General features: G+C 74.3%; 12 protein-coding genes, 3 pseudogenes and 2 riboswitches. Of the genes and pseudogenes, 10 read left to right on the top strand and 5 right to left on the bottom strand.

All coding sequences use genetic code 11. The features are described from left to right. Positions 1-118 precede the first annotated feature (118 nt). The 4 genes from MF408_RS02130 to MF408_RS02115 form a co-directional block, all read right to left on the bottom strand. Positions 119-727, bottom strand: coding sequence for a TetR/AcrR family transcriptional regulator (locus MF408_RS02130; RefSeq protein WP_240250079.1), 609 nt, complete (start codon positions 725-727; stop codon positions 119-121). A gap of 156 nt (positions 728-883) precedes the next feature. Then, complete coding sequence (locus MF408_RS02125) at positions 884-1708, bottom strand: hypothetical protein (protein ID WP_240250078.1); 825 nt, start codon at positions 1706-1708, stop codon at positions 884-886. Positions 1709-2376: 668 nt separating this feature from the next. Then, complete coding sequence (locus MF408_RS02120) at positions 2377-2553, bottom strand: HNH endonuclease signature motif containing protein (RefSeq protein WP_240250077.1); 177 nt, start codon at positions 2551-2553, stop codon at positions 2377-2379. 41 nt (positions 2554-2594) lie between these two features. Next, a complete protein-coding gene (locus MF408_RS02115; RefSeq protein ID WP_240250076.1) occupies positions 2595-3668 on the bottom strand; it encodes a DUF222 domain-containing protein in 1074 nt (357 codons plus the stop codon). 541 nt (positions 3669-4209) lie between these two features. Between MF408_RS02115 and ligA the strand changes: the two are divergent. Then, a pseudogene (gene ligA / locus MF408_RS02110) lies at positions 4210-6320 on the top strand (NAD-dependent DNA ligase LigA). Between the two features lie 34 nt (positions 6321-6354). Further along, positions 6355-7425 (top strand): prolyl oligopeptidase family serine peptidase, encoded by a 1071-nt coding sequence (locus tag MF408_RS02105; protein WP_240250075.1) that lies wholly within the window; start codon positions 6355-6357, stop codon positions 7423-7425. A 103-nt stretch (positions 7426-7528) separates the two neighbouring features. Here the strand turns inward: MF408_RS02105 and MF408_RS02100 are convergent, their stop codons facing one another. Continuing rightward, positions 7529-7966 (bottom strand): hypothetical protein, encoded by a 438-nt coding sequence (locus MF408_RS02100; RefSeq protein WP_240250074.1) that lies wholly within the window; start codon positions 7964-7966, stop codon positions 7529-7531. A 542-nt stretch (positions 7967-8508) separates the two neighbouring features. On the opposite strand from MF408_RS02100, the gene gatC reads away from it, so the two are divergent. From gatC to MF408_RS02060, 8 genes and pseudogenes are all read left to right on the top strand, one after another. Further along, positions 8509-8808, top strand: a complete 300-nt coding sequence (gene gatC / locus MF408_RS02095; RefSeq protein ID WP_240250073.1) for an Asp-tRNA(Asn)/Glu-tRNA(Gln) amidotransferase subunit GatC — start codon at positions 8509-8511, stop codon at positions 8806-8808. Beyond that, positions 8805-10326 (top strand): annotated as a pseudogene (gene gatA / locus MF408_RS02090) (Asp-tRNA(Asn)/Glu-tRNA(Gln) amidotransferase subunit GatA); the annotation flags it as partial. The gene gatC and the pseudogene gatA, both read left to right, overlap by 4 nt. A gap of 39 nt (positions 10327-10365) precedes the next feature. Beyond that, positions 10366-11870: pseudogene (gene gatB, locus MF408_RS02085) on the top strand (Asp-tRNA(Asn)/Glu-tRNA(Gln) amidotransferase subunit GatB). A gap of 182 nt (positions 11871-12052) precedes the next feature. After that, a riboswitch (cobalamin riboswitch) is annotated at positions 12053-12172 on the top strand. 77 nt (positions 12173-12249) lie between these two features. Then, on the top strand, positions 12250-13905 hold the full coding sequence (locus MF408_RS02080; RefSeq protein ID WP_240250072.1) for a prenyltransferase/squalene oxidase repeat-containing protein: 1656 nt from the start codon (positions 12250-12252) through the stop codon (positions 13903-13905). Then, positions 13902-14855: a hypothetical protein gene (locus tag MF408_RS02075; protein WP_240250071.1), complete on the top strand. Its 954-nt coding sequence runs from the start codon at positions 13902-13904 to the stop codon at positions 14853-14855. The genes MF408_RS02080 and MF408_RS02075 overlap by 4 nt, the downstream gene beginning before the upstream one ends. A gap of 38 nt (positions 14856-14893) precedes the next feature. Next, positions 14894-15037, top strand: a riboswitch (cobalamin riboswitch). Between the two features lie 785 nt (positions 15038-15822). Next, on the top strand, positions 15823-16275 hold the full coding sequence (locus tag MF408_RS02070) for a hypothetical protein (RefSeq protein WP_240250070.1): 453 nt from the start codon (positions 15823-15825) through the stop codon (positions 16273-16275). A 1135-nt stretch (positions 16276-17410) separates the two neighbouring features. Then, a complete protein-coding gene (locus tag MF408_RS02065) occupies positions 17411-18085 on the top strand; it encodes an energy-coupling factor transporter transmembrane component T (RefSeq protein ID WP_240250069.1) in 675 nt (224 codons plus the stop codon). Next, positions 18085-19746, top strand: coding sequence for an ABC transporter ATP-binding protein (locus MF408_RS02060; protein ID WP_240250068.1), 1662 nt, complete (start codon positions 18085-18087; stop codon positions 19744-19746). Before MF408_RS02065 ends, MF408_RS02060 begins: the two co-directional genes overlap by 1 nt. Positions 19747-19799: the final 53 nt, after the last annotated feature.

Below are 19799 nucleotides of genomic sequence, written 5' to 3'. Positions count from 1 at the left end.
CAGGCCCGCGTGCGGCACCCTGGCCGGTTGCTGCGCGGGCGCATCAGGGGAGGTCGTCCCCGGCGCGTCCGCGGATCGGACGTCGGTCATGTCTATCCTTCGTGTGTTGATGGAGTGTTCAGCCGCGGGTGACGGCGGGGACGATCACGTTGTCGATGACGCGATCGATCAGCTCTGTGGTCGGCAGCTCGCCGAGGAAGAGAGCGCGGTGCAGGATGATCCCGGGCAGGGCCGGGACGATGATGTCGAGGTCGACGTCGGCGGAGATCTCGCCCCGCTCGACGGCCCGCTCGAAGATGCGGCGTGACGCCGCCTCCTTGGGGGCGATGAAGTCGCGGCGGAACGCCTCGGCGAACTCGCCGTCGCGGCCGATCGCCGTCAGCACCGCGCCGAGCACGGCGAGGGTGTTGACGTCGGTCAGGCCGCCCATGCCGCAGAACGCGCCGCGCAGGTCGTCGGCCAGGCTCCCGGTGTCGGGGACCCGGTCCTCCTCCCACTCCTTGTGCGAGCAGAGGGCGTCGATGACGAGCGCCGCCTTCCCGTTCCACCGGCGGTAGAGCGTCGCCTTCGACGCCTTGGCGCGGGCGGCGACCGCGTCCATGGTGAGCCGGTCGTAGCCGGACTCGCCCAGCACCTCGAGGGTCGCCTCGAGGATCTCCTGCTCACGCTCGCCCTCGACGCGGGGGCGGTGCGTGGCCTCAGGGGCGGTGGAGGAGGTGGGGCTCATCAGGGGTCATCTCCGAGACATGGTTGGAACGGAACGGTTTCGTTTCATGAGATGGTACGGAACGGTACCGTTCCGCTGCAAGCCATTTATCGGGCTGCCTGTTCCTGACCGAGCGAACTTTCTTCGTAAAAGTTCGAACCGGCGGGCGCCGATCGGTCACTCGCAGCCGAGGCGCTCGACCAACCGGGGCCACATCTCGACATCGTCCGGAGCGGTGCCGACGTAGGCGCGGGACCGGTCTGGGGCGAGCCAGAGCCGAGCCTGGCCGCGCCGGAAGCCGGTGTCGACAGCGTCCGGCGGCAGGGTCGTGTGCGGCAGGTACGGCTCGGCGAGGTACCTGCGCAGGTAGGGGTCGGGATCGGGGTCGCGCACGAACGTCGGCGCCTGGTCGTCCCACCGCCCCAGGCTGAGGAACGTCATGTCCTGCCAGTCGCAGTGCTCCGCGCCGCGGAACACCTCCAGGCGGCGCGTCGGGACGATCCGCCCGGCGGCGTCGGTCCACACCTCGTAGCCGAGCTCCTCGACGAAGTCGGTCGGCAGCTCGACGACGTCGCAGACCGCCCACGACTCGACGTACCAGCCGTCCCCTCCGGCGCCGTCGCTTCCCTCGCCGTCGTGCACGACGAGCGCCGCCTTCGCCCGGCCGGCCACCTCCGCCACGTAGAGCACCCGGTCGTCGGACTCTGCGGCGACAGCCAGGTCGCGCGGCATCGACCACAGCCCTTCGCTGTGCGCCGTCTCGACCGCTCCTCCCGGCGTGTCCGAGGTGGCGCCCTCGGCGTACACGTCCCCGTGGAACGCGCCACCGGTGCCCCACGCGTCGCACTGGACGACGTCCCTTGCCGCACCGGCCCGCGGGTGCCGGCCCTCTCCCTCCGCGAGGGTGAGCGGTCCGTCGTAGGAGGTCGCGGCTGCCTCGCCCAGCGACCGCTCCGAGCCGCACGCGGCAAGGGCCACCAGCGGAAGCAGGGCAGCGGACACCGCCAGGAGGATCGAGGAACCGGCCGGGCGCACACCGGTACGACGGCCCGCCGTGCTCGCCGGTTCCCGGGCTTGTGCCGAGGGGCTGACGGCTCGGTCGCTGCCGGGTGGTCGTCGTGGAGGGGCTCCTCGGAGGGAAGGGGGTGTTGGGGTGCGCTGGGCTGGCACCTGGTGCCGGTGGAGCGCACGCTAGGCGTCTGGTGGCCTGGGGTCCGGGGTCGTCGGGGGCTCGCCGGGTCGTCGGTGGGTCGCGGTGGGGACGAACGGCCAGGCGTGGGCGCTCGCCGCGGGGGTCGAGGCACCTGGTTGCGGCCCGCGGGTCGCTGCCGGGTGGCTTCGGGTCGACCCTTGTGGTCGCGGTCGAGAAGAGGTCGTCGTGGAGGGGGGTCGGAGGAGGGAACGGGGTGTTGGGGGTGCGCTGGGCTGGCACCGGGTGCCGGTGGAGCGCACGCTAGACCTTCGATCGAGTCGGGTCGCCGTTGTCGGGGGCGTGCCGGGTGGTCGTGGGACCGCGGCAGGGACGAACGGCCGGGCGTGGGCGCTCGCCGCGGTGCTCGAGGCACCTGGTTGCGGCCCGCTGGTCGCTGCCGGGTGGTTTCGGGTCGACCCTTGTGGTCGCGGTCGAGAAGGGGCGGTCGTGGAGGATCCGGCGCCCTGCGGGGCGGGGTTCAGGTTCGTCGTTTGGTGATGTGGAGGTCGCCGTCGGGCAGGCGTCGGTGCTCGTAGTTCGGGTTCTCGATGAGCCGGTGGTGGTAGGCGCACAGGCAGACGCCATTGTCGGGGTCGGTGGATCCGGCGTCGCGCCACGCTTGGAGGTGGTGGATCTCGCACCACTGCGGTTTCACCCGGCAGCCTTTGGCGCGGCAGCGTTTGTCGCGGACTCGGATCAGTTTCCGTTGGGTTGGGGTGAAGAGGCGTCGGGTGCGGCCGAGGTCGAGGACCTCGCTGTCGGTGCCGAGGACGGCGGGGATGATGGCGGCGTTGCAGGCCAGGCGTCGGGCTTCGGCGGCGGTGAGGTTGGGTCCGTGCTCGAGGTCGGGCTCGATGAGCCCGGCGACACCGAGGTCGGAACGCAGATCCTCGAGCGTGACGGTGACCAGGACGGTGGTGGCGTCCCCACCGTGCTCAGGCAGCCGGTGAGGGTCGAGCCGCTCCAGCAGGGCGCAGAACGCCAGGGCGCGCTTCTTGGGGTAGGGGGATCCGGTCGCCTTCGTCGTGGCAGCCGAGGATCTCGGTCCCGTCGGGCAGCTCGGTGGTGGTCGGCTCCAACGGCTCCGCCTCGCCGGCTGCACCGGACTCGGTCTCGGTCGCGTGGTTCTCGTCCTCGACGGTCCCGGGGCCGCGGTGCCGCGGTGAGGTGAGGGGCGTCGAGGTAGGCGTCCAGCCGCTTCGCTGCGGGGGTTGGAATGATGCCGGAGATCCGCGAGGTCCCGTCGCCGAGGTCGCGGACCGAGAGCCGCGACCGTTCCTCAGCAGATGCTTCTTCCTCGGCCAGCTTCTTCGCATCCTCGTCGTCGGCGATCTCCGGTGCCACGACGTGCAGGATGTGTCGGCCGAGGAGGCGGAGCTGGGTGGGGGTGAACTGGGCCGCGCAGTCGACGAGGGTCTCCTCGGCGTCGGCCTTGACCTGGGTTCCGACCCGCTTGGGCAGGGCGTCGACGGCGCGGACGATCACCCACGCCTGCTCCTCCGAGACCCGGCCGTCGGCGAACGCCGCGGCCACGACGGGGAACCGGTCATCCAGGGCCTTGGCGAGCCGCTGGTCGGCGCGGGCGTCACGCAGGTCGGCGTTGACCTCGTGGGCCAACCACGACCCCACGTCCGCGGCGGCGTTCTCGCTGGCCACATCACTGGAGGCGGCCATGACCTTCAGCCGCAGTGCCTTGAGCCGCTGCTCGGCGCGGTGCAGCTCGGTGATCGCCGCCGCCTTCGCGCCGGTGGGCATGAACGTCGCCTCCACCCCCGGCCACCCGGTCCAGCGCCGCGCTCACCTGCCGGGCGCACGCCTGGATCGGGTGCAGCCCCGAGGGAGCACCGGTGCCGGGCGGGTCTTCGAACATGCTCCTATCGAAGCACCCGCCACCGACATAGCCCGGTCGAGAATCCCGCTCAACCACGCGGGTTGTGGACAACTCCCACCGGAAATCAGACTCTGGACGGAAAGTGGCCCGACGGCCGGTCAGCGCGCCGATCGCCAGCCGATGAGCTGCCGGACGGCCAGGGCCACGACCTGCCAGCCGAGGAAGCACGACGTCCCGAGGGAGCAGGCCGCCGGAGACGGCGGCGAGGTGGGAACCCGGCGTGGTCACGACCGCCGCGGCGCCGAGGAGCACCGTCCACAGCGCGACCGCACCGAGCCAGGCCGTTGCCCAGGCCAGCGCTTCCTGCCGCGTGGTGAGGCCTTCGCGCGCGTACGCCGTAGCGAGGAGGACGCTCGCGGCGGCGACGTACGCCGCACCGGCCGCACGCGCCCTGTCGGTGGCAGGCGGCAAGATGTCCCCATGACCGAACCGGTGACGACGGTGACGAGCGAGGCCCGTGACGAGCACCTGCGCCTCGCCGAGGAGATCGAGGAGGCCCGCTGGCGCTACTACGTCCTCGACTCCCCGACGCTGTCCGACGCCGACTTCGACCAGCGGATGCGGCGGTTGGAGGAGCTCGAGGCCGAGTTCCCGGAGCTGCAGACGCCCGACAGCCCCACCCAGAAGGTGGGTGGGGCGGTCTCGACCGACTTCACCGCGGTCGACCACCTGCAGCGCATGGAGAGCCTCGACAACGCCTTCTCGTTCGAGGAGCTCGAGAGCTGGCACGCCCGGCTCGCCCGCGACGGAGTCAGCGACCCCGCACTGCTGTGCGAGCTGAAGGTCGACGGCCTGGCGATCAACCTGCTCTACGAGAAGGGGGCGGCTGGTCCGCGCGCTGACCCGCGGCGACGGGCGCACCGGCGAGGACGTCACGCCCAACGTCCGGACGATCGACTCCGTCCCGCACCGGCTGACCGGCACCGACGAGTTCCCGGTGCCCGACCTGCTCGAGGTCCGCGGCGAGGTGTTCCTCCCGGTGGAGGCGTTCGAGCGGCTCAACGAGGCGATGACCGAGGCCGGCAAGCCGGTGTTCGCCAACCCGCGCAACGCGGCGGCCGGCTCGCTGCGGCAGAAGGACCCGCGGGTCACCGCCACCCGCGCCCTCGGCATGGTCTGCCACGGCATCGGCGCCCGCGAGGGCTTCGAGCCCGCCGCCCAGTCCCACGCCTACAAGGCCCTGCGGGCCTGGGGGCTGCCGACCTCCGACCGGGTCGCGGTGGTGGCGACGCTCGCCGAGGCCGGGGCCTACATCGAGAAGTACGGCGAGGAGCGCCACTCCGTCGAGCACGAGATCGACGGCGTCGTGCTCAAGGTCGACGACGTGTCGCTCCAACGCCGGCTCGGCTCCACCAGCCGGGCGCCGCGGTGGGCGATCGCGTTCAAGTATCCGCCCGAGGAGGTCAACACCAAGCTGCTCGACATCCGGGTCAACACCGGCCGCACCGGGCGGGTCACGCCGTACGGCGTCATGGAGCCGACCCGCGTGGCCGGGTCCACCGTCGAGATGGCGACCCTGCACAACGCCCACGAGGTGCGGCGCAAGGACGTCCGGCCCGGTGACACGGTGATCCTGCGCAAGGCCGGCGACGTCATCCCCGAGATCGTCGGCCCGGTGCTCGCCCTCCGGCCCGAGGGGCTGCCGGAGTGGGAGATGCCGACCGAGTGCCCCGCCTGCGGCACCGCCCTCGCCCAGCAGAAGGAGGGTGACAAGGACCTCCGCTGCCCCAACCACCAGCACTGCCCGGCGCAGGCGCGCGAGCGGGTCTTCCACGTCGCGGGCCGCGGCGCTCTCGACATCGAGGGCCTCGGCTACGAGGCCGCGGTCGCCCCTCCTCGACGCCGGCGCGATCGGCAACGAGGGCGACGTCTTCGACCTCACCGCCGCCAAGCTGCTGACCGTCCCGTTGTTCACCCGGGCGCCCAAGAAGGGCGAGGAGGGTCCGCACGTCGCGGCCGACGGGTCGCGCGCGCTGACGGCCAACGGCGAGCGGCTGCTGGCCAACCTCGCCGAGCGCAAGAACGTCCCGCTGTGGCGGGTGCTCGTCGCCCTGTCGATCCGCCACGTCGGCCCGACCGCGGCGAGGGCGCTGGCGACCGAGTTCGGGTCGATGGAGGCGATCCGCGCCGCCACCGAGGAGCAGCTCGCCGCGGCCGAGGGCGTCGGACCCACGATCGCCGAGGCCGTGATCGAGTGGTTCGGCGTCGAGTGGCACCGCGAGATCGTGGACAAGTGGGAGGCCGCGGGCGTCGCGATGGCCGACGAGCGCGACGAGTCGGTGCCGCGGACGCTGGAGGGGCTCACCGTCGTCGTCACCGGTTCGCTCGACGGCTTCAGCCGCGACTCGGCGAAGGAGGCGATCCTGGCCCGCGGCGGCAAGGCCGCGGGCTCGGTGTCGAAGAAGACCGACTACGTCGTCGTCGGCGACAACGCCGGCTCCAAGGCCGACAAGGCCGAGCAGCTCGGCGTCCCGATCCTCGACGAGGCCGGGTTCACCAGGTTGCTGGAGGGCGGGCCCGACGCGGTCTGACGACGGGCCGTGCGCGCGGGTGCACACTGATGGGGTGAAGCCCGCGTTGACCGTCCTGACGACGCTGGCCGTGCTGCTCGCCGGCTGCACGGACGCCGACGACGAGCCGTCGGACGCCGCGGCCGGCCCGCCGGTGTCCCCGTCCGCGTCGAGCGCGTCCCCGTCACCGGCGGACGAGTCGCCCAACGACCCGAGCACCGACACCAGCACCGAGCCGGCGCTGCCCGAGCCGCCGCACCGGGTGTCGCTGCCGACGCTCATGCGGCAAGGCCCCGACGGCGGCCGGCTGCGGGTCGGCGCCGAGGTCTACCGCACCGCCACCCAGCGCCAGCACGAGGCGACGTACCGCTCGGGCGACCTCACCATCTCGGGACGGATCGCGATCCCCGACGGTCCCGGCCCGTTCCCGACGCTCGTCCTCGCCCACGGCTACATCGACCCCGACGTCTACGTCAACGGCCAGGGGATGACCCGGGAGCGGGAGTGGCTCGCCGACCACGGCTACGTCGTCCTGCACGTCGACTACCGCAACCACGCGGCGTCCGACGACACCCGCATCGGCGAGCTCGACATGCGGATGGGCTACACCGAGGACGTCGTCAACGCCGTCCACGCGCTCCGGCGCTGGGACGGGCCCGTCGACGACGAGCGGATGGCGATCGTCGGCCGCTCGATGGGCGGCGGAGTCGTCTACAACGCACTGGTCGCCCATCCCGGCCTGGTCGACGCCGGCGTCTCCTTCGCACCCGTGAGCTCCGACGCGGTCGACAACTTCGACCGCTGGATCCGCCCCGACCCCACCCGGGCGGGCATGGCCGACGAGATCCTCTCCCGCTACGGCACGCCGCGCGGCAACCCCGCGTTCTGGGACGGCATCAGCGCCCGCACCTACTTCGACCGGATCACCGAGCCGGTGCTCATCCACCACGGCACCCTCGACGACTCCTGCCCGATCCGGTGGAGCCACGAGACCACCCGCCTGATGCGGCGCGCCGGCGTCAACGTGACCCTCGAGGTCTACGAGGGGGAGGGGCACGCCTTCGGCCCGCAGTTCTTCGCGTCGATGGAACGCACCCACCGGTTCCTGCGCCGCCACCTCCGCTGACCGCCCGTCGGTGGGGCGCCGGCGGCGACCCGCCGCGGGAAAACGAACGAGCGGCAGGGCGCCGGAGCGCCCTGCCGCAAGCTCGGAATGGATCGGAGACGGGTCAGTACACCCGGACGCCCGACCAGGAGGCGGTGAAGCCGTTGCCGCGGGGCAGCACGATCCGGTAGACGGTCGTCTTGCGGCCGCCCTGAGGCGGACGGTGACGGCGCCCTTCTTGTTGACCTTGGCCTTCTTGTAGGCCTTCCAGCCGCCGCGCTTGACCTGGATCTTCAGCTTCTTGCCGACCAGGCCCTTCTTCGGGGAGATCTTGAACTTCGCGTCGATGGCGCCGCGGCGGCTCTTGTAGGTGAAGTCCACGTCGCGGATCACGTTGACCAGGACCGGTGCGGAGACCGAGGGCTGGAAGGTGTCCGGCTGGTACGTCGTCGACTCGGTGCCGCCGGAGTAGACGGCGCGGTAGAGGGCGGTGGCGCGGAAGATGTTCTCGCCGTAGTGCGACGCCCAGTCGGTGTAGCCACCGTCCTTCAGCGTGCTCCACGTGCGGCCGCCGTTGGTCGAGCGCTCGATGCGGACCGTGCCGGCGCCGCTGCCGATGTAATCGGTCGCGGTGCCGCCGGTGCAGCTGACGACGTCGACCTCCGCGCGGAGGCTGCCGAAGTCACCCCATTCCGAGACCTGCTTGCGCTTGGTCGCGCCGTTGGCGGTGATCGTGGCCTTGGTCGTGCAGTTCGCGTTCTCCGCGTTCGCGGGCGCCGCGCCGACGACGCCGAGCGTCGTGATGGTGAGCGCGGCGGCGGCGACCCAGCCGCCGATCCTGGTGAACGACGAGCGGTTCAAGGTTGTCCCCTTCGGTGTACGAGTTGTGTATCGGGCACCGCCGGACGTCCGGCGGCGCGCCACCCCTACCCAGCGCCGGCCGGTTCGAACCCCGGACCAAGACCCCCCAGTAGGTCGGGCACAGTCAACCCGACCGGTCCGACGGACCGACCCACCGGGTCCGCACCTCGCGCCGATCTTCTCGGATCCGATGTGCCGTGCCCGGCCGCGGCCGGACCCGCCCGCCTCCCTAGGATGGGCGCCATGCCCGAGATCTCTCGCGACGAGGTGGCCCACCTGGCCGACCTCGCCCGGATCGACCTCGACGACGCCGAGCTGGACCACCTCGCCCCACAGCTCGCGGTCATCCTCGAGTCGGTCGCGTCCATCCGGGGAGTGGCCGGCGACGACGTGCCGCCCACCTCCCACCCGATCCCGATGACCAACGTGTTCCGCGAGGACGTCGTGGTGCCCGGCCTGACCGCCGAGCAGGCGCTGGCGGGAGCCCCGGAGAGCGAGGAACAGCGGTTCAAGGTGCCGCGGATCCTGGGGGACGAGCAGTGAGCGACCTGACCAGGAAGACGGCCGCGGAGCTGGCCGACCTGCTCGCGGCGGGGGAGACCTCGTCGGTCGAGCTCACCCGGGCGCACCTCGACCGGATCGCCGCCATCGACGGCAGCGACGGCAGCGGCGAGGGCGCGGACGACGGCGTGCACGCGTTCCTCCACGTCGACGCCGACGGCGCGCTCGCCCAGGCGAGGGCGTCGGACGAGCGCCGCGCCGCCGGCAGCGCCGCGCACGCCCTCGACGGCGTGCCGGTCGCCGTCAAGGACGTGCTCGCCACCGACGGCCTGCCCACGACCTGCGGCTCGCGGATCCTCGAGGGCTGGGTGCCGCCGTACGACGCGACCGTCGTCCGCCGCCTCAAGGACGCCGGCCTGCCGATCCTCGGCAAGACCAACATGGACGAGTTCGCCATGGGCAGCTCGACCGAGCACTCCGCCTACGGCCCGACCCGCAACCCGTGGGACCGCACCCGGATCCCGGGCGGCTCCGGCGGCGGCTCGGCGGCGGCGGTGGCGGCGTTCGAGGCCCCGCTCGCGATCGGCACCGACACCGGCGGCTCCATCCGGCAGCCGGGTGCGGTCACCGGCACCGTCGGGATGAAGCCGACGTACGGCGGGGTCTCGCGCTACGGCCTGGTGGCGCTCGCCAACAGCCTCGACCAGGCAGGGCCGGTCACCCGCACCGTGCTCGACGCGGCGCTGCTGCACGAGCTGATCGGCGGCCACGACCCGCTCGACTCGACGTCGGTCGACCGCCCGGTCCCCGCCCTCGTCGACGCGGCGCGGCAGGGCGCCGGCGGCGACCTCGCCGGCGTGCGGATCGGCGTGATCACCGAGCTCGCCGGCGACGGCTGGCAGCCCGGCGTGATGACCCGCTTCCAGGAGTCGGTCGACGCACTGGTCGGGGCCGGCGCCGAGGTGGTCGAGGTGTCGTGCCCGAGCTTCGTGCACGCGTTGGCGACGTACTACCTGATCCTCCCGGCCGAGGCGTCGTCCAACCTCGCGAAGTTCGACGCGATGCGCTATGGCCTCCGGGTCGTGCCGGAGGCTGCCGGGAACGGAGCGCCGCCGAGCGCGGAGGAGGTCATGAAGGCGACCCGCGACGCCGGCTTCGGCGACGAGGTCAAGCGCCGGATCATCCTCGGCACCTACGCCCTGTCGAGCGGCTACTACGACGCCTACTACGGCCAGGCGCAGAAGGTGCGGACCCTGATCTCGCGCGACTTCGCCGCGGCGTTCGAGAAGGTCGACGTGCTGCTCTCGCCGACCGCGCCGACGACGGCGTTCCCGATCGGGGAGAAGGTCGACGACCCGCTGGCGATGTACCTCAACGACCTCGCCACCATCCCGGCCAACCTGGCCGGCGTGCCGGGCATCTCGGTGCCGTCGGGCCTGGCGGACGAGGACGGGCTCCCCGGCCGGCGTCCAGGTGCTCGCCCCGGCGCTCGCCGACGACCGGTGCTACCGGGTGGGAGCGGCGCTCGAGGCGCTGCTCACCGAGAAGTGGGGCGGCCCAGCTGCTGGCGCAGGCCCCGGAGCTGACGGGAGGCACGGCATGACGCAGACCCAGGAGACCCTGGTCCCGTTCGACGAGGTCGTGGCGACGTACGACCCCGCCCTCGGGCTCGAGGTGCACGTCGAGCTCAACACCGCGTCGAAGATGTTCTGCGGCTGCTCCACCGAGTTCGGTGCCGAGCCCAACACCCAGGTGTGCCCGACCTGTCTCGGCCTGCCCGGTGCGATGCCGGTCGTCAACGGCAAGGCCGTGGAGTCGGCGATCCGGATCGGGCTGGCCCTCAACTGCGAGATCGCGGAGTGGTGCCGGTTCGCCCGGAAGAACTACTTCTACCCGGACATGCCGAAGAACTTCCAGACCAGCCAGTACGACGAGCCGATCTGCTTCGACGGCTGGATGGACGTCGAGGTCGACGGCGAGACCTACCGGGTCGGCATCGAGCGCGCCCACATGGAGGAGGACACCGGGAAGTCGACCCACGTGGGCGGCGCGACCGGCCGGATCCACGGCGCCGACTACTCGCTGGTCGACTACAACCGGGCCGGCATCCCGCTCATCGAGATCGTCACCAAGCCGATCGTCGGCGCGGGGGGCGAAGGCCCCGGAGGTGGCGCGGGCCTACGTCGCCCAGCTGCGCGACCTGATCGTCGCGCTCGGGGTGTCCGACGCCCGGATGGAGCAGGGCTCGATCCGCGCGGACGTCAACCTCTCGCTCGCGCCGCGGGGCTCGGAGGTGCTCGGCACCCGCACCGAGACCAAGAACGTCAACTCGCTCCGCTCGGTGGAGCGGGCTGTGCGCTACGAGATGTCGCGCCACGCGGCGGTGCTCGGCTCCGGGCAGAAGGTGCTCCAGGAGACCCGCCACTGGCACGAGGACACCGGCATCACCACGTCGGGACGCGAGAAGTCCGACGCCGAGGACTACCGCTACTTCCCCGAGCCCGACCTGGTGCCGGTCGCGCCGTCGCGGGAGTGGGTCGAGGAGCTGCGCGCCACGCTGCCGGAGAACCCGACGCAGAAGCGGGCGCGGCTGCAGGCGGAGTGGGGCTTCTCCGACCTCGAGATGCGCGACACCGTCGGCGCCGGTGCCCTCGACCTGGTGGCGGAGACGGTGGCGGCCGGCGCCGCCCCCGCAGGCGGCCCGCAAGTGGTGGCTCGGCGAGCTCGCCCGCCGGGCCAACGACACCGACACCGCGATCGACGCGCTCGGTGTCACCCCGGCCGACGTGGCCGCGGTCCAGCAGCTGGTCGACGCCGGCACGATCAACGACAAGCTCGCCCGCAAGGTCTTCGAGGGCCTCTACTCCGGCGAGGGCACCCCGGCCGAGATCGTGGAGAAGCGCGGCCTCGCCGTGGTGTCCGACGAGGGCGCCCTCTCCGCCGCGGTCGACAACGCCATCGCGGCCAACCCCGACGTCGCCGACAAGATCCGCGACGGCAAGGTCGCGGCCGCCGGCGCCCTCATCGGCGCGGTCATGAAGGAGATGCGCGGCCAGGCCGACGCCGGCCGGGTGCGGGAGCTGATCCTGGAGAAGCTGACCTGATCCGGCCCCGGCCCGGGGTCGGGCGTGGGCTCCTCGGGGTGGTGTAACTCAGTGTTCGGTGCACTCCCTCGGTGCTGTGACACGTCGCAGCGCCGAGGGAGCAGCCCCAACACCAGGGGAGTGCCCCGTCCATGGACACGGCGCCGCCACCCCCGCCGCGGTGCGCTACGTTTCCGCCACAACATCAAACTCACGCCCGTGGTGGGGAAGCCGGTCGAAGTCCGGCGCTGACCCGCAACCGTAGGCCGTCCGATCCCGATCGGCGGCGAGCCGGAGCACCTGCCGCGGTGCGTCCTGACGAATCGCTGTCGTGGAGTGCAGCGGGTCGGGTCGGCCGCCGTGCCTTCCTGTCCCGCTGCCTGCAGCGGGAAGGAACACCATGCGACCTGCAGTCGCGCCGCGCTCGCTCCGCCGGGCCGGCAACCTCCTCATCACCGGCGTCATCACGGGCGCCGTCGTCTCCTCGGCGCTCACCGTCGCCGGACCGGCGCCCGCCGCGCGCGCGGCCGCGGACCCCGCCGCCGCGGCGGCCACGGCGGCGTGGCTGGAGAGCCGGCTCGTCGACGGGCTCGTCGAGGGCCCGTTCGGCAAGGAGTACGGCACCTCGGCGGACGCCGCCATCGCCCTCGACGCGGTCGGCGGTCACGACGCCACCGTCGAGCAGATCAGCGACGCCGTCGCCGCGGAGGTCGGCAGCTACGTCGACTACGACTACGAGTACGACGAGGTCGTCTACACGGGCACCAGCGCCGGCTCGACGGCGAAGGCGGCCGTGCTGGCGCAGGTCGCCGGCGACGACTCGGGCGACTTCGGCGGCCAGGACCTGGTCGGCAAGCTCGCGGGGATGGTGGCCGACGAGGCACCGATCACCGGTCGGATCGTCGACGCCGCGTTCGCCGACGGCGAGCCGGACCCGACGGGCGACTACGCCAACGCCTTCGGTCAGACGTACGCCGCCCGGGCGCTGCTGACGGCGGGCCACCCGGCAGGCGGCCCGGTCGTCGACTACCTGCTCGACCAGCAGTGCTCCGCGGGCTTCTTCCGCCTCTACTTCCCCGGCAAGGTCGGCGACCAGACCTGTGACGGCGCCGAGCCGGCCGAGCCGTCGCCGCCGGTCGACACCACGGCGTTCGTCGTCATCCACCTGCACGAGCACGCCGACGGCGACCCCGAGCTGGCTGCGGCGCTGGACGAGGCCGTCGCGTGGATCCGGGGCGCGCAGGCGGCCGACGGCTCGTTCGACGGCGGCTCGGCGACCGAGGGCCCCAACGCCAACAGCACCGGCCTCGCCGGCTGGGCGCTGCACGTCGCCGGCGAGACCGAGGCGGCCGAGGACGCGGCGACCTGGCTGCGGGCCCGGCAGGTGCCGGGCACCCGCTGCGACGGCCGGCTGGCGGCGGAGGCGGGCGCCATCGCCTACGACCAGGCGGCCTACGACGCCGGTGTGGCCGACGGCATCGGTGTGACCGCCACCCAGTGGCAGCTGGTCGCGATCCAGGCCCTGCCCGCGCTGCTCGCGGCACCGGCCGCCCGCGGCGGCCTCCGGCTCGGCAAGGTGCCCGCCTTCCTCGACGCCGGGAGGCAGCGCCGGGTCGCGGTGACCGGTCTCGCCCCCGGTGAGCGGGGCTGCGTCCGCATCGGCGCGAGCACGGTCGCCGTCGTCGGCGATGCCGACGGCGCCGTCACGGCGAAGATCGCCGTCCCCGCGCGGAGCCGCCGGTCGCTGGTCGAGGCGTCGGTCGTCGACGACACCGTCGCACGCAGCGCCGTCGTGCTCGCCGGCAAGCGGCTCCCGGTGCGCCTGCGCGCGAAGGTCGCCCCGACGCGCAAGCAGCGGGTCGTCGTCCGTGGCCTGTGGAAGGGCGAACGGGTCGTGGTCCGCGACCGCGGCAAGGTGGTCGCCAAGGGGCGGGCCCGCGCGAACGGGCGGTTCGTCGCGACCTACCGCGTCGTGCGCAAGCCGGGCCGCCACCGGGTCGTCGTGCAGGGCCAGTTCGGCGACCGCCGCAACCAGGCGTCCTACCGCGTCCGATGACCACGCTCACGGCACTCGCGAGGGCGCTCGCCGCCCTCGCCCTCGCCGCGGCCGCCGGCGTCGCCGTCCCCGTGACGGTGGCGCCGGCCCCGGCGGCGGCAGCGGCCTGCTCCGGCGCCGTCGGGGTCACCGTCGTCGTCGACTTCAACGAGCTGGGCGGCGGCGTCTCCGCCGGCTGCGACGAGGGCGGTGCCGGTCGGGCGGCGTTCCAGGTCTTCGCGGCGGCCGGCTACACCGTGCAGCGGCACCCTCGGATGCCCGACTTCCTCTGCAAGGTCCAGGGCAAGCCCACCGACGGCCGGTGCGCCGAGGAGGACGCGTTCTGGAGCCTGTGGTGGGCCGACGGCAGGACCGGCACCTGGCGGTGGGCCAACGTGGGCGCGGCCCAGCTCGAGGTCCCCGACGGTGGGTACGTCGGCCTCGCCTGGCACACGGGCGCCGGCGACGCGGCTCCGCCCGACGCCACCCCGACCCCGCGCGCGCAGCCGAGCCAGGGCGGCGGCGGTCAGGGCAGCGGGGGGCAACGGCGGCAACGGCGGCGACCAGGGCAACGGTGGCCGCGGTGGCACCGGTGGCCAGGACGAGCCGCGCCCGTCGAGCTCCTCACCGGCCCCGTCGGCCCCGTCGGCCCCGTCGACACCGACCGGCCCGTCCGGGCCGCCCACTACCCCGACCTCCGCCGCTCCCGGCGCGGGCGCCGACAGCAGCGCGCCCACGTCGGGACCGGCGCGACCCCGGCGCACCGCACGAGCGCCGGAGCCCAGCCCGACCGGCACCCTCACCGCGAGCGAGCTGCCCGACGCCGCCGACATCACCGCCGGCCCACCGCCGGACGCTTCCGCCGAGCAGGCCGGCGGCGACGGCGGCGCGTTCCCGACGTGGGTGGTGCTCGGGCTCGCCGCCGTGGTGCTCGCGGCCGCCGGGGCGGTCCCGCTGCTCCGGCGACGTGACGGCGGCGGGTGAGCCGCGGCGCGGTATCGTGCCAGCGACACATCGATCCCGGTGTGCCGACAACACAACGCCCGTGGTGGGGGAAGCCGGTCGAAGTCCGGCGCTGACCCGCAACCGTAGGCCGACCGGTCCCCAGGACCGGCGGCGAGCCGGAGCACCCGTCACGATGCGTCCTGACGCAACGCTGTCGTGGAGAGCAGCGGGTCGGGCAGCCCAGGCCGCCTCCCGCTGTCGCAGCGGGAAGGAACCATGGAGACCGTCACCTCTCGGACCCGTCGCGCGGCGGCGGTCGTCCCTGACCGTCCTGCTCGCCGCCGGTGCCGCCTCCTGCGCGCGGGAGGACGACGACCGCGCCGCAGGTCGCGACCAGGCCATTTCGAAGGGGCCGACGGGGCCGGCGGGGCCGCCGGCCGCGGCGGTGGCCGGAGCGGACTGGTTGGAGGGGCAGCTGGAGGGTGGGGGTGCTGCACAACGCGCAGTACGGCACCGACGACTTCAGCACCACCGTCGAGGTCGCCTACGCCCTCGCGGCGGTCGATCCCGACGGCTTCGACGCGGCTGCGCTCGACCCGGTCGCGGCGGCGCTCGAGGCCGGCGTGGAGGAGTACGCCCTGCCCGGGGAGGAGGTCTATGCCGGCTCGCTGGGCAAGCTGGTGTCGTTCGCGACCGACACCGGAGCCGACCCGCGGTCCTTCGGCGGCACCGACCTGGTGGCGCGACTCGAGGAGCGCACGGCCGACGCCGGACCGGTCCGCGGCCGGATCAGCGACGTCAGCGAGTACGGCGACTTCGCCAACGCGTTCGGCCAGGCGTGGGCGGTCCGGGGGGCTCACGCAGGCCGGCTCCGCCGAGGCCGAGGCCGCGCGCGACTTCCTGCTCCTCCAGCAGTGCGAGGAGGGGTTCTTCCGGCTCGACTTCGCCGCGCCCGACGCGGCGGAGCAGTCGTGCGACGCGGCCGACGAGCGGGTGCCGCCGGTCGACACCGCCGCTCTGGTGGTGGTGCTGCTCCACGGCCTCGCGGCGGAGGACCCGGTGGTCGCGGACGCGCTCGACCGGGCCGTCGGCTGGATGACCACCCAGCAGGCCGACGACGGCTCGTTCGAGGGTGGGGGCGGCGTGGCCGGAGCCAACGCCAACAGCACCGGGCTGGCCGGCTGGGCCTTCCACCTCTCCGGCGAGCCCGACGCCGCGGAGGCGGCCGCCACGTGGGTGCGCGCCCACCAGGTCGAGGGCTGCGAGGGGCCGCTCGCAGCCGCCGAGGGAGCGGTCGCCTTCGACGACGCCACCCTCGCCGCGGCCGGACGGAACGGCATCACGGAGAAGACGGCGTACCAGTGGCGGCTCGCGACGTCCCAGTCCGTGCCCGCCCTCCTCGCCACCCCCGAGGGCGCGGGACCTGCGCCCTGCCCGACGCCGTGACCGGGCCGCGCAGCGCCGCCGCCGCGATCCTCGCGCTCGTGGCGGGCGCCGCGCTGTGCGCACCCGCCGCAGCCTCGGCAGTGCCCGCGTCCGCCGCCGGGTGCGACGACGGCTCCGGCGTGACCGTGGTGCTCGACCCCAACGAGGTGGGCGGCCCGGACCGCACGACGTGCGTGCCGAGCGGCGGCGCGGCCGCCGAGCTGCTCGACCGGGCGGGGCTGACCCTGGAGTACCAGCCGGGGCTGCAGGACTTCGTCTGCCGGATCGACGGCCGGCCGACCGACCGGCCGTGCACGTCCGGCGACTCCTACTGGAGCCTGTGGTGGGCCGAGCCGGCGGGGGAGTGGACCTACGCGACGCTCGGCGTCCGGTCCCTCGAGGTGCCCGAGGGCGGGATGCTCGGCTTCGCCTGGCACGAGGGGGGACGCCGAGGCGGCGCCGCCCGACGTGCCGGCCGGCGGGCCGGGTGCGCCCGGCAGGGACACCCCGTCCTCGACGGCCGCCGACGCCGGGGACGACCCGGCCGGCGACACGGCGGGCGACCCGGCCGGCGACACGGCGGGCGACACCGCGGACGACGGGGCCGGCTTCCCCTGGTGGGCGGCCGCCGTGGCGGTCGTCGTCCTCGGTGCCGCGGCGGCCGTGCCGGTGCTGCGCAGGCGGCGGTCGGCATGAGGATCCCCCGCGACCTGCACCCGGTGGCCTGGTGGTGCTGGGCGATCGGCCTCGCCGTGGGTGCCTCCTGCACGACCAACCCGTTCCTGCTCGGACTGCTCCTCGCGGTCACCACGCTCACCGTGCTGACCTGCCGGGGCGACCAGCCCTGGTCGCGGGCGTTCCGGCTCTACCTCTGGCTCGCGGCGATCGTGCTCGTGGTCCGGGTGGTGTTCCGGATCCTCGTCGGCGGCAACGACGCCGGGCACGTGCTGCTGCCGCTGCCCGAGATCCCGCTGCCTGACTGGGCGGCCGGGATCAGCCTGCTCGGACCGTTCAGCCGCGAGGAGCTGCTCGCCGCGCTCTACGAGGGACTGCGCCTGGCCGGCCTCCTGGTGACCGTCGGAGCGGCCAACGCGCTCGCCAACCCCAAGCGGCTGATGCGCTCGCTTCCCCCGCGCTCTACGAGATCGGGACGGCGATGGTGGTCGCGATCACCGTGCTCCCGCAGCTGGCCGACAGCGCACGCCGGGTGCGGGCCGCCCAGCAGCTCCGCGGCGGCGACAGCGGCAGGTTCGCACGGGTGCGCGGGCTGCGGAGGCTGCTCGTGCCGGTCCTGGAGGACGCGTTCGAGCGGTCGCTGTCGCTGGCCGCCGGCATGGACGCCCGCGGCTACGGCCGGTCCGGCCACGCCACCGCCGCCCAGCGCCGGGCCACCGGGACCCTGATGATCGCCGGCCTGCTCGGGATCTGCGTCGGCGTCTACGCGTTCCTCGACAGCACCGCTCCGCGGGTGCTCGCCTGGCCGATGCTCGCGCTGGGGGCGGCGACCGCCCTCGGCGGGTTCGTCGTCGCCGGTCGCCGGGTGCAGCGCAGCCGCTACCGGCCGCAGTCGTGGCGCGCCGCGGAGGTGCTGGTCGCGCTGTCCGGCGCCGCGGTCGGCGCGGGACTCTGGGCGGTGCAGCACTGGGAGCCGCTCGTGGCCCACCCGGGCGTGCTCGCGGTGCCGACGCTCAGCGCGGCCGCGGTCGCCGCCGTGCTGGTCGGCGTGGTGCCGGTGTGGGCCGCGCCGCCGCCGGTGACGGCGTACGGCCGGGCCACGGCAGCGACCGCTCCGGCGGCCGCTGCGGGGACGCGGGAGCGGGTGGACGCGTGATGTTCGAGCTGCGTGGCGTCACGTTCGGGTACGACGACCGGCCGGACCGGCCGGTGCGGCCGATCCTCGACCGGGTCGACCTCGCGATCGACCACGGCGAGCTCGTGCTGCTCGCGGGCCCCACCGGCGTCGGCAAGTCCACCCTCCTCGGGGTCGTCGCCGGGTTGGTGCCGGCGTTCACCGGCGGCACGCTGACCGGCGACGTGCTGGTCGACGGCGAGAGCGTCCTCGAGCAGCCGGCGCGCGAGCGGGCGCACGTCATCGGCTACGTCGGGCAGAACCCGCCGGCCTGGTTCGTCACCGACACCGTCGAGGAGGAGCTCGCCTACGGGATGGAGCAGCTCGGCCTCGCCGCCCCGACGATGCGGCGCCGGGTGGAGGAGACGCTCGACCTGCTCGGCATCGCCGACCTGCGCCACCGGGACCTGCGGACCCTCTCCGGCGGCCAGCAGCAACGGGTCGCGATCGGGTCGGTGCTCACCACCCACCCGCGGCTGCTCGTCCTCGACGAGCCGACGTCCGCGCTCGACCCGACGGCCGCCGAGGACGTCCTGGCGACGCTCACCCGGCTGGTGCACGACCTCGGGGTCTCCGTGCTCGTCGCCGAGCACCGGCTCGAGCGGGTGGTGCCGTTCGCCGACCGGCTCTGCCTGCTGACCGGCGACGGCGGGGCCCGCACCGGCGACCCCGCCGTGCTGCTCGCCGACGCCCCGATCGCGCCGCCGCTGGTGGAGCTGGGCCGGTTGGCCGGCTGGTCGCCGCTGCCGCTGACCGTGCGCGACGCACGACGGCGCACGGCCGACCTGCGGGCCCGGCTGGGCGCCCCGCCCAGTGCCGTCGCGTCCGACCCGGCCGGCCGCTCGACGGACCCGGTCGTCGAGGTGCGCCGCCTGGTCGTGGCGCACGGACCGGTCCCCGCGCTGCGCGAGGTCGACCTGACCCTCCATGCCGGCACCGTCACCGCGCTGATGGGGCGCAACGGCGCGGGGAAGTCGACCCTGCTGTGGGCGCTCCAGGGCCGGCACGCCGCGGCCGGCGGCACGGTGCGGGTGGGCGGCGACGACCCCCACGCGCTGAAGCCCGAGCAGCGGCGGCAGCGCACCGGGCTGGTGCCGCAGAGCCCGGCCGACCTGCTCTACCTGGAGACCGTCGGCGAGGAGTGCGCGGCGGCCGACCGCTCGGCCGGCGCTGCGCCCGGCACCTGCGCCGGGCTGCTCGAGCGGCTGGCCCCCGGCATCGAGCCCGCCGGCCATCCACGGGACCTCTCGGAGGGGCAGCGGCTCGCCCTCGCCGTCGCGATCGTCCTCACCGCGGGTCCACCGGTCCTGCTGCTCGACGAGCCGACCCGCGGCCTCGACTACCCGGGCAAGCACGCGCTCGCCGCGATCCTGCGCGACCTCGCCGCCGAGGGAAGGGCGGTGCTCGTCGCCACCCACGACGTCGAGTTCGCCGCGCAGGTCGCCGACGAGGTCGTGGTGCTCGCCGAGGGCGAGGTCGTCTCGGACGGGCCGGTGCGCACGGTGGTCGCCGAGTCGCCGGCGTTCGCGCCGCAGGTCACGAAGGTCCTGGGCACGGGCTGGCTGCGGGTCGACGAGGTCGCCGCCGCGCTCGGCGCCGACGACGCGGCGGGCGCCGCCGGCCGGGCGGAGGCCCACCGGTGACCGCGGCCGCGGATCGACGGGCCGCCGTACCCCCTCCGGGCGCGGTCCACGGT

Source organism: Nocardioides sp. TF02-7, assembly GCF_022437945.1.
Taxonomy (GTDB): Bacteria; Actinomycetota; Actinomycetes; order Propionibacteriales; family Nocardioidaceae; genus Nocardioides.
The sequence above is the reverse complement of the archived record's forward strand: the minus strand, read 5'-3'. Positions and strand labels throughout refer to the sequence as shown.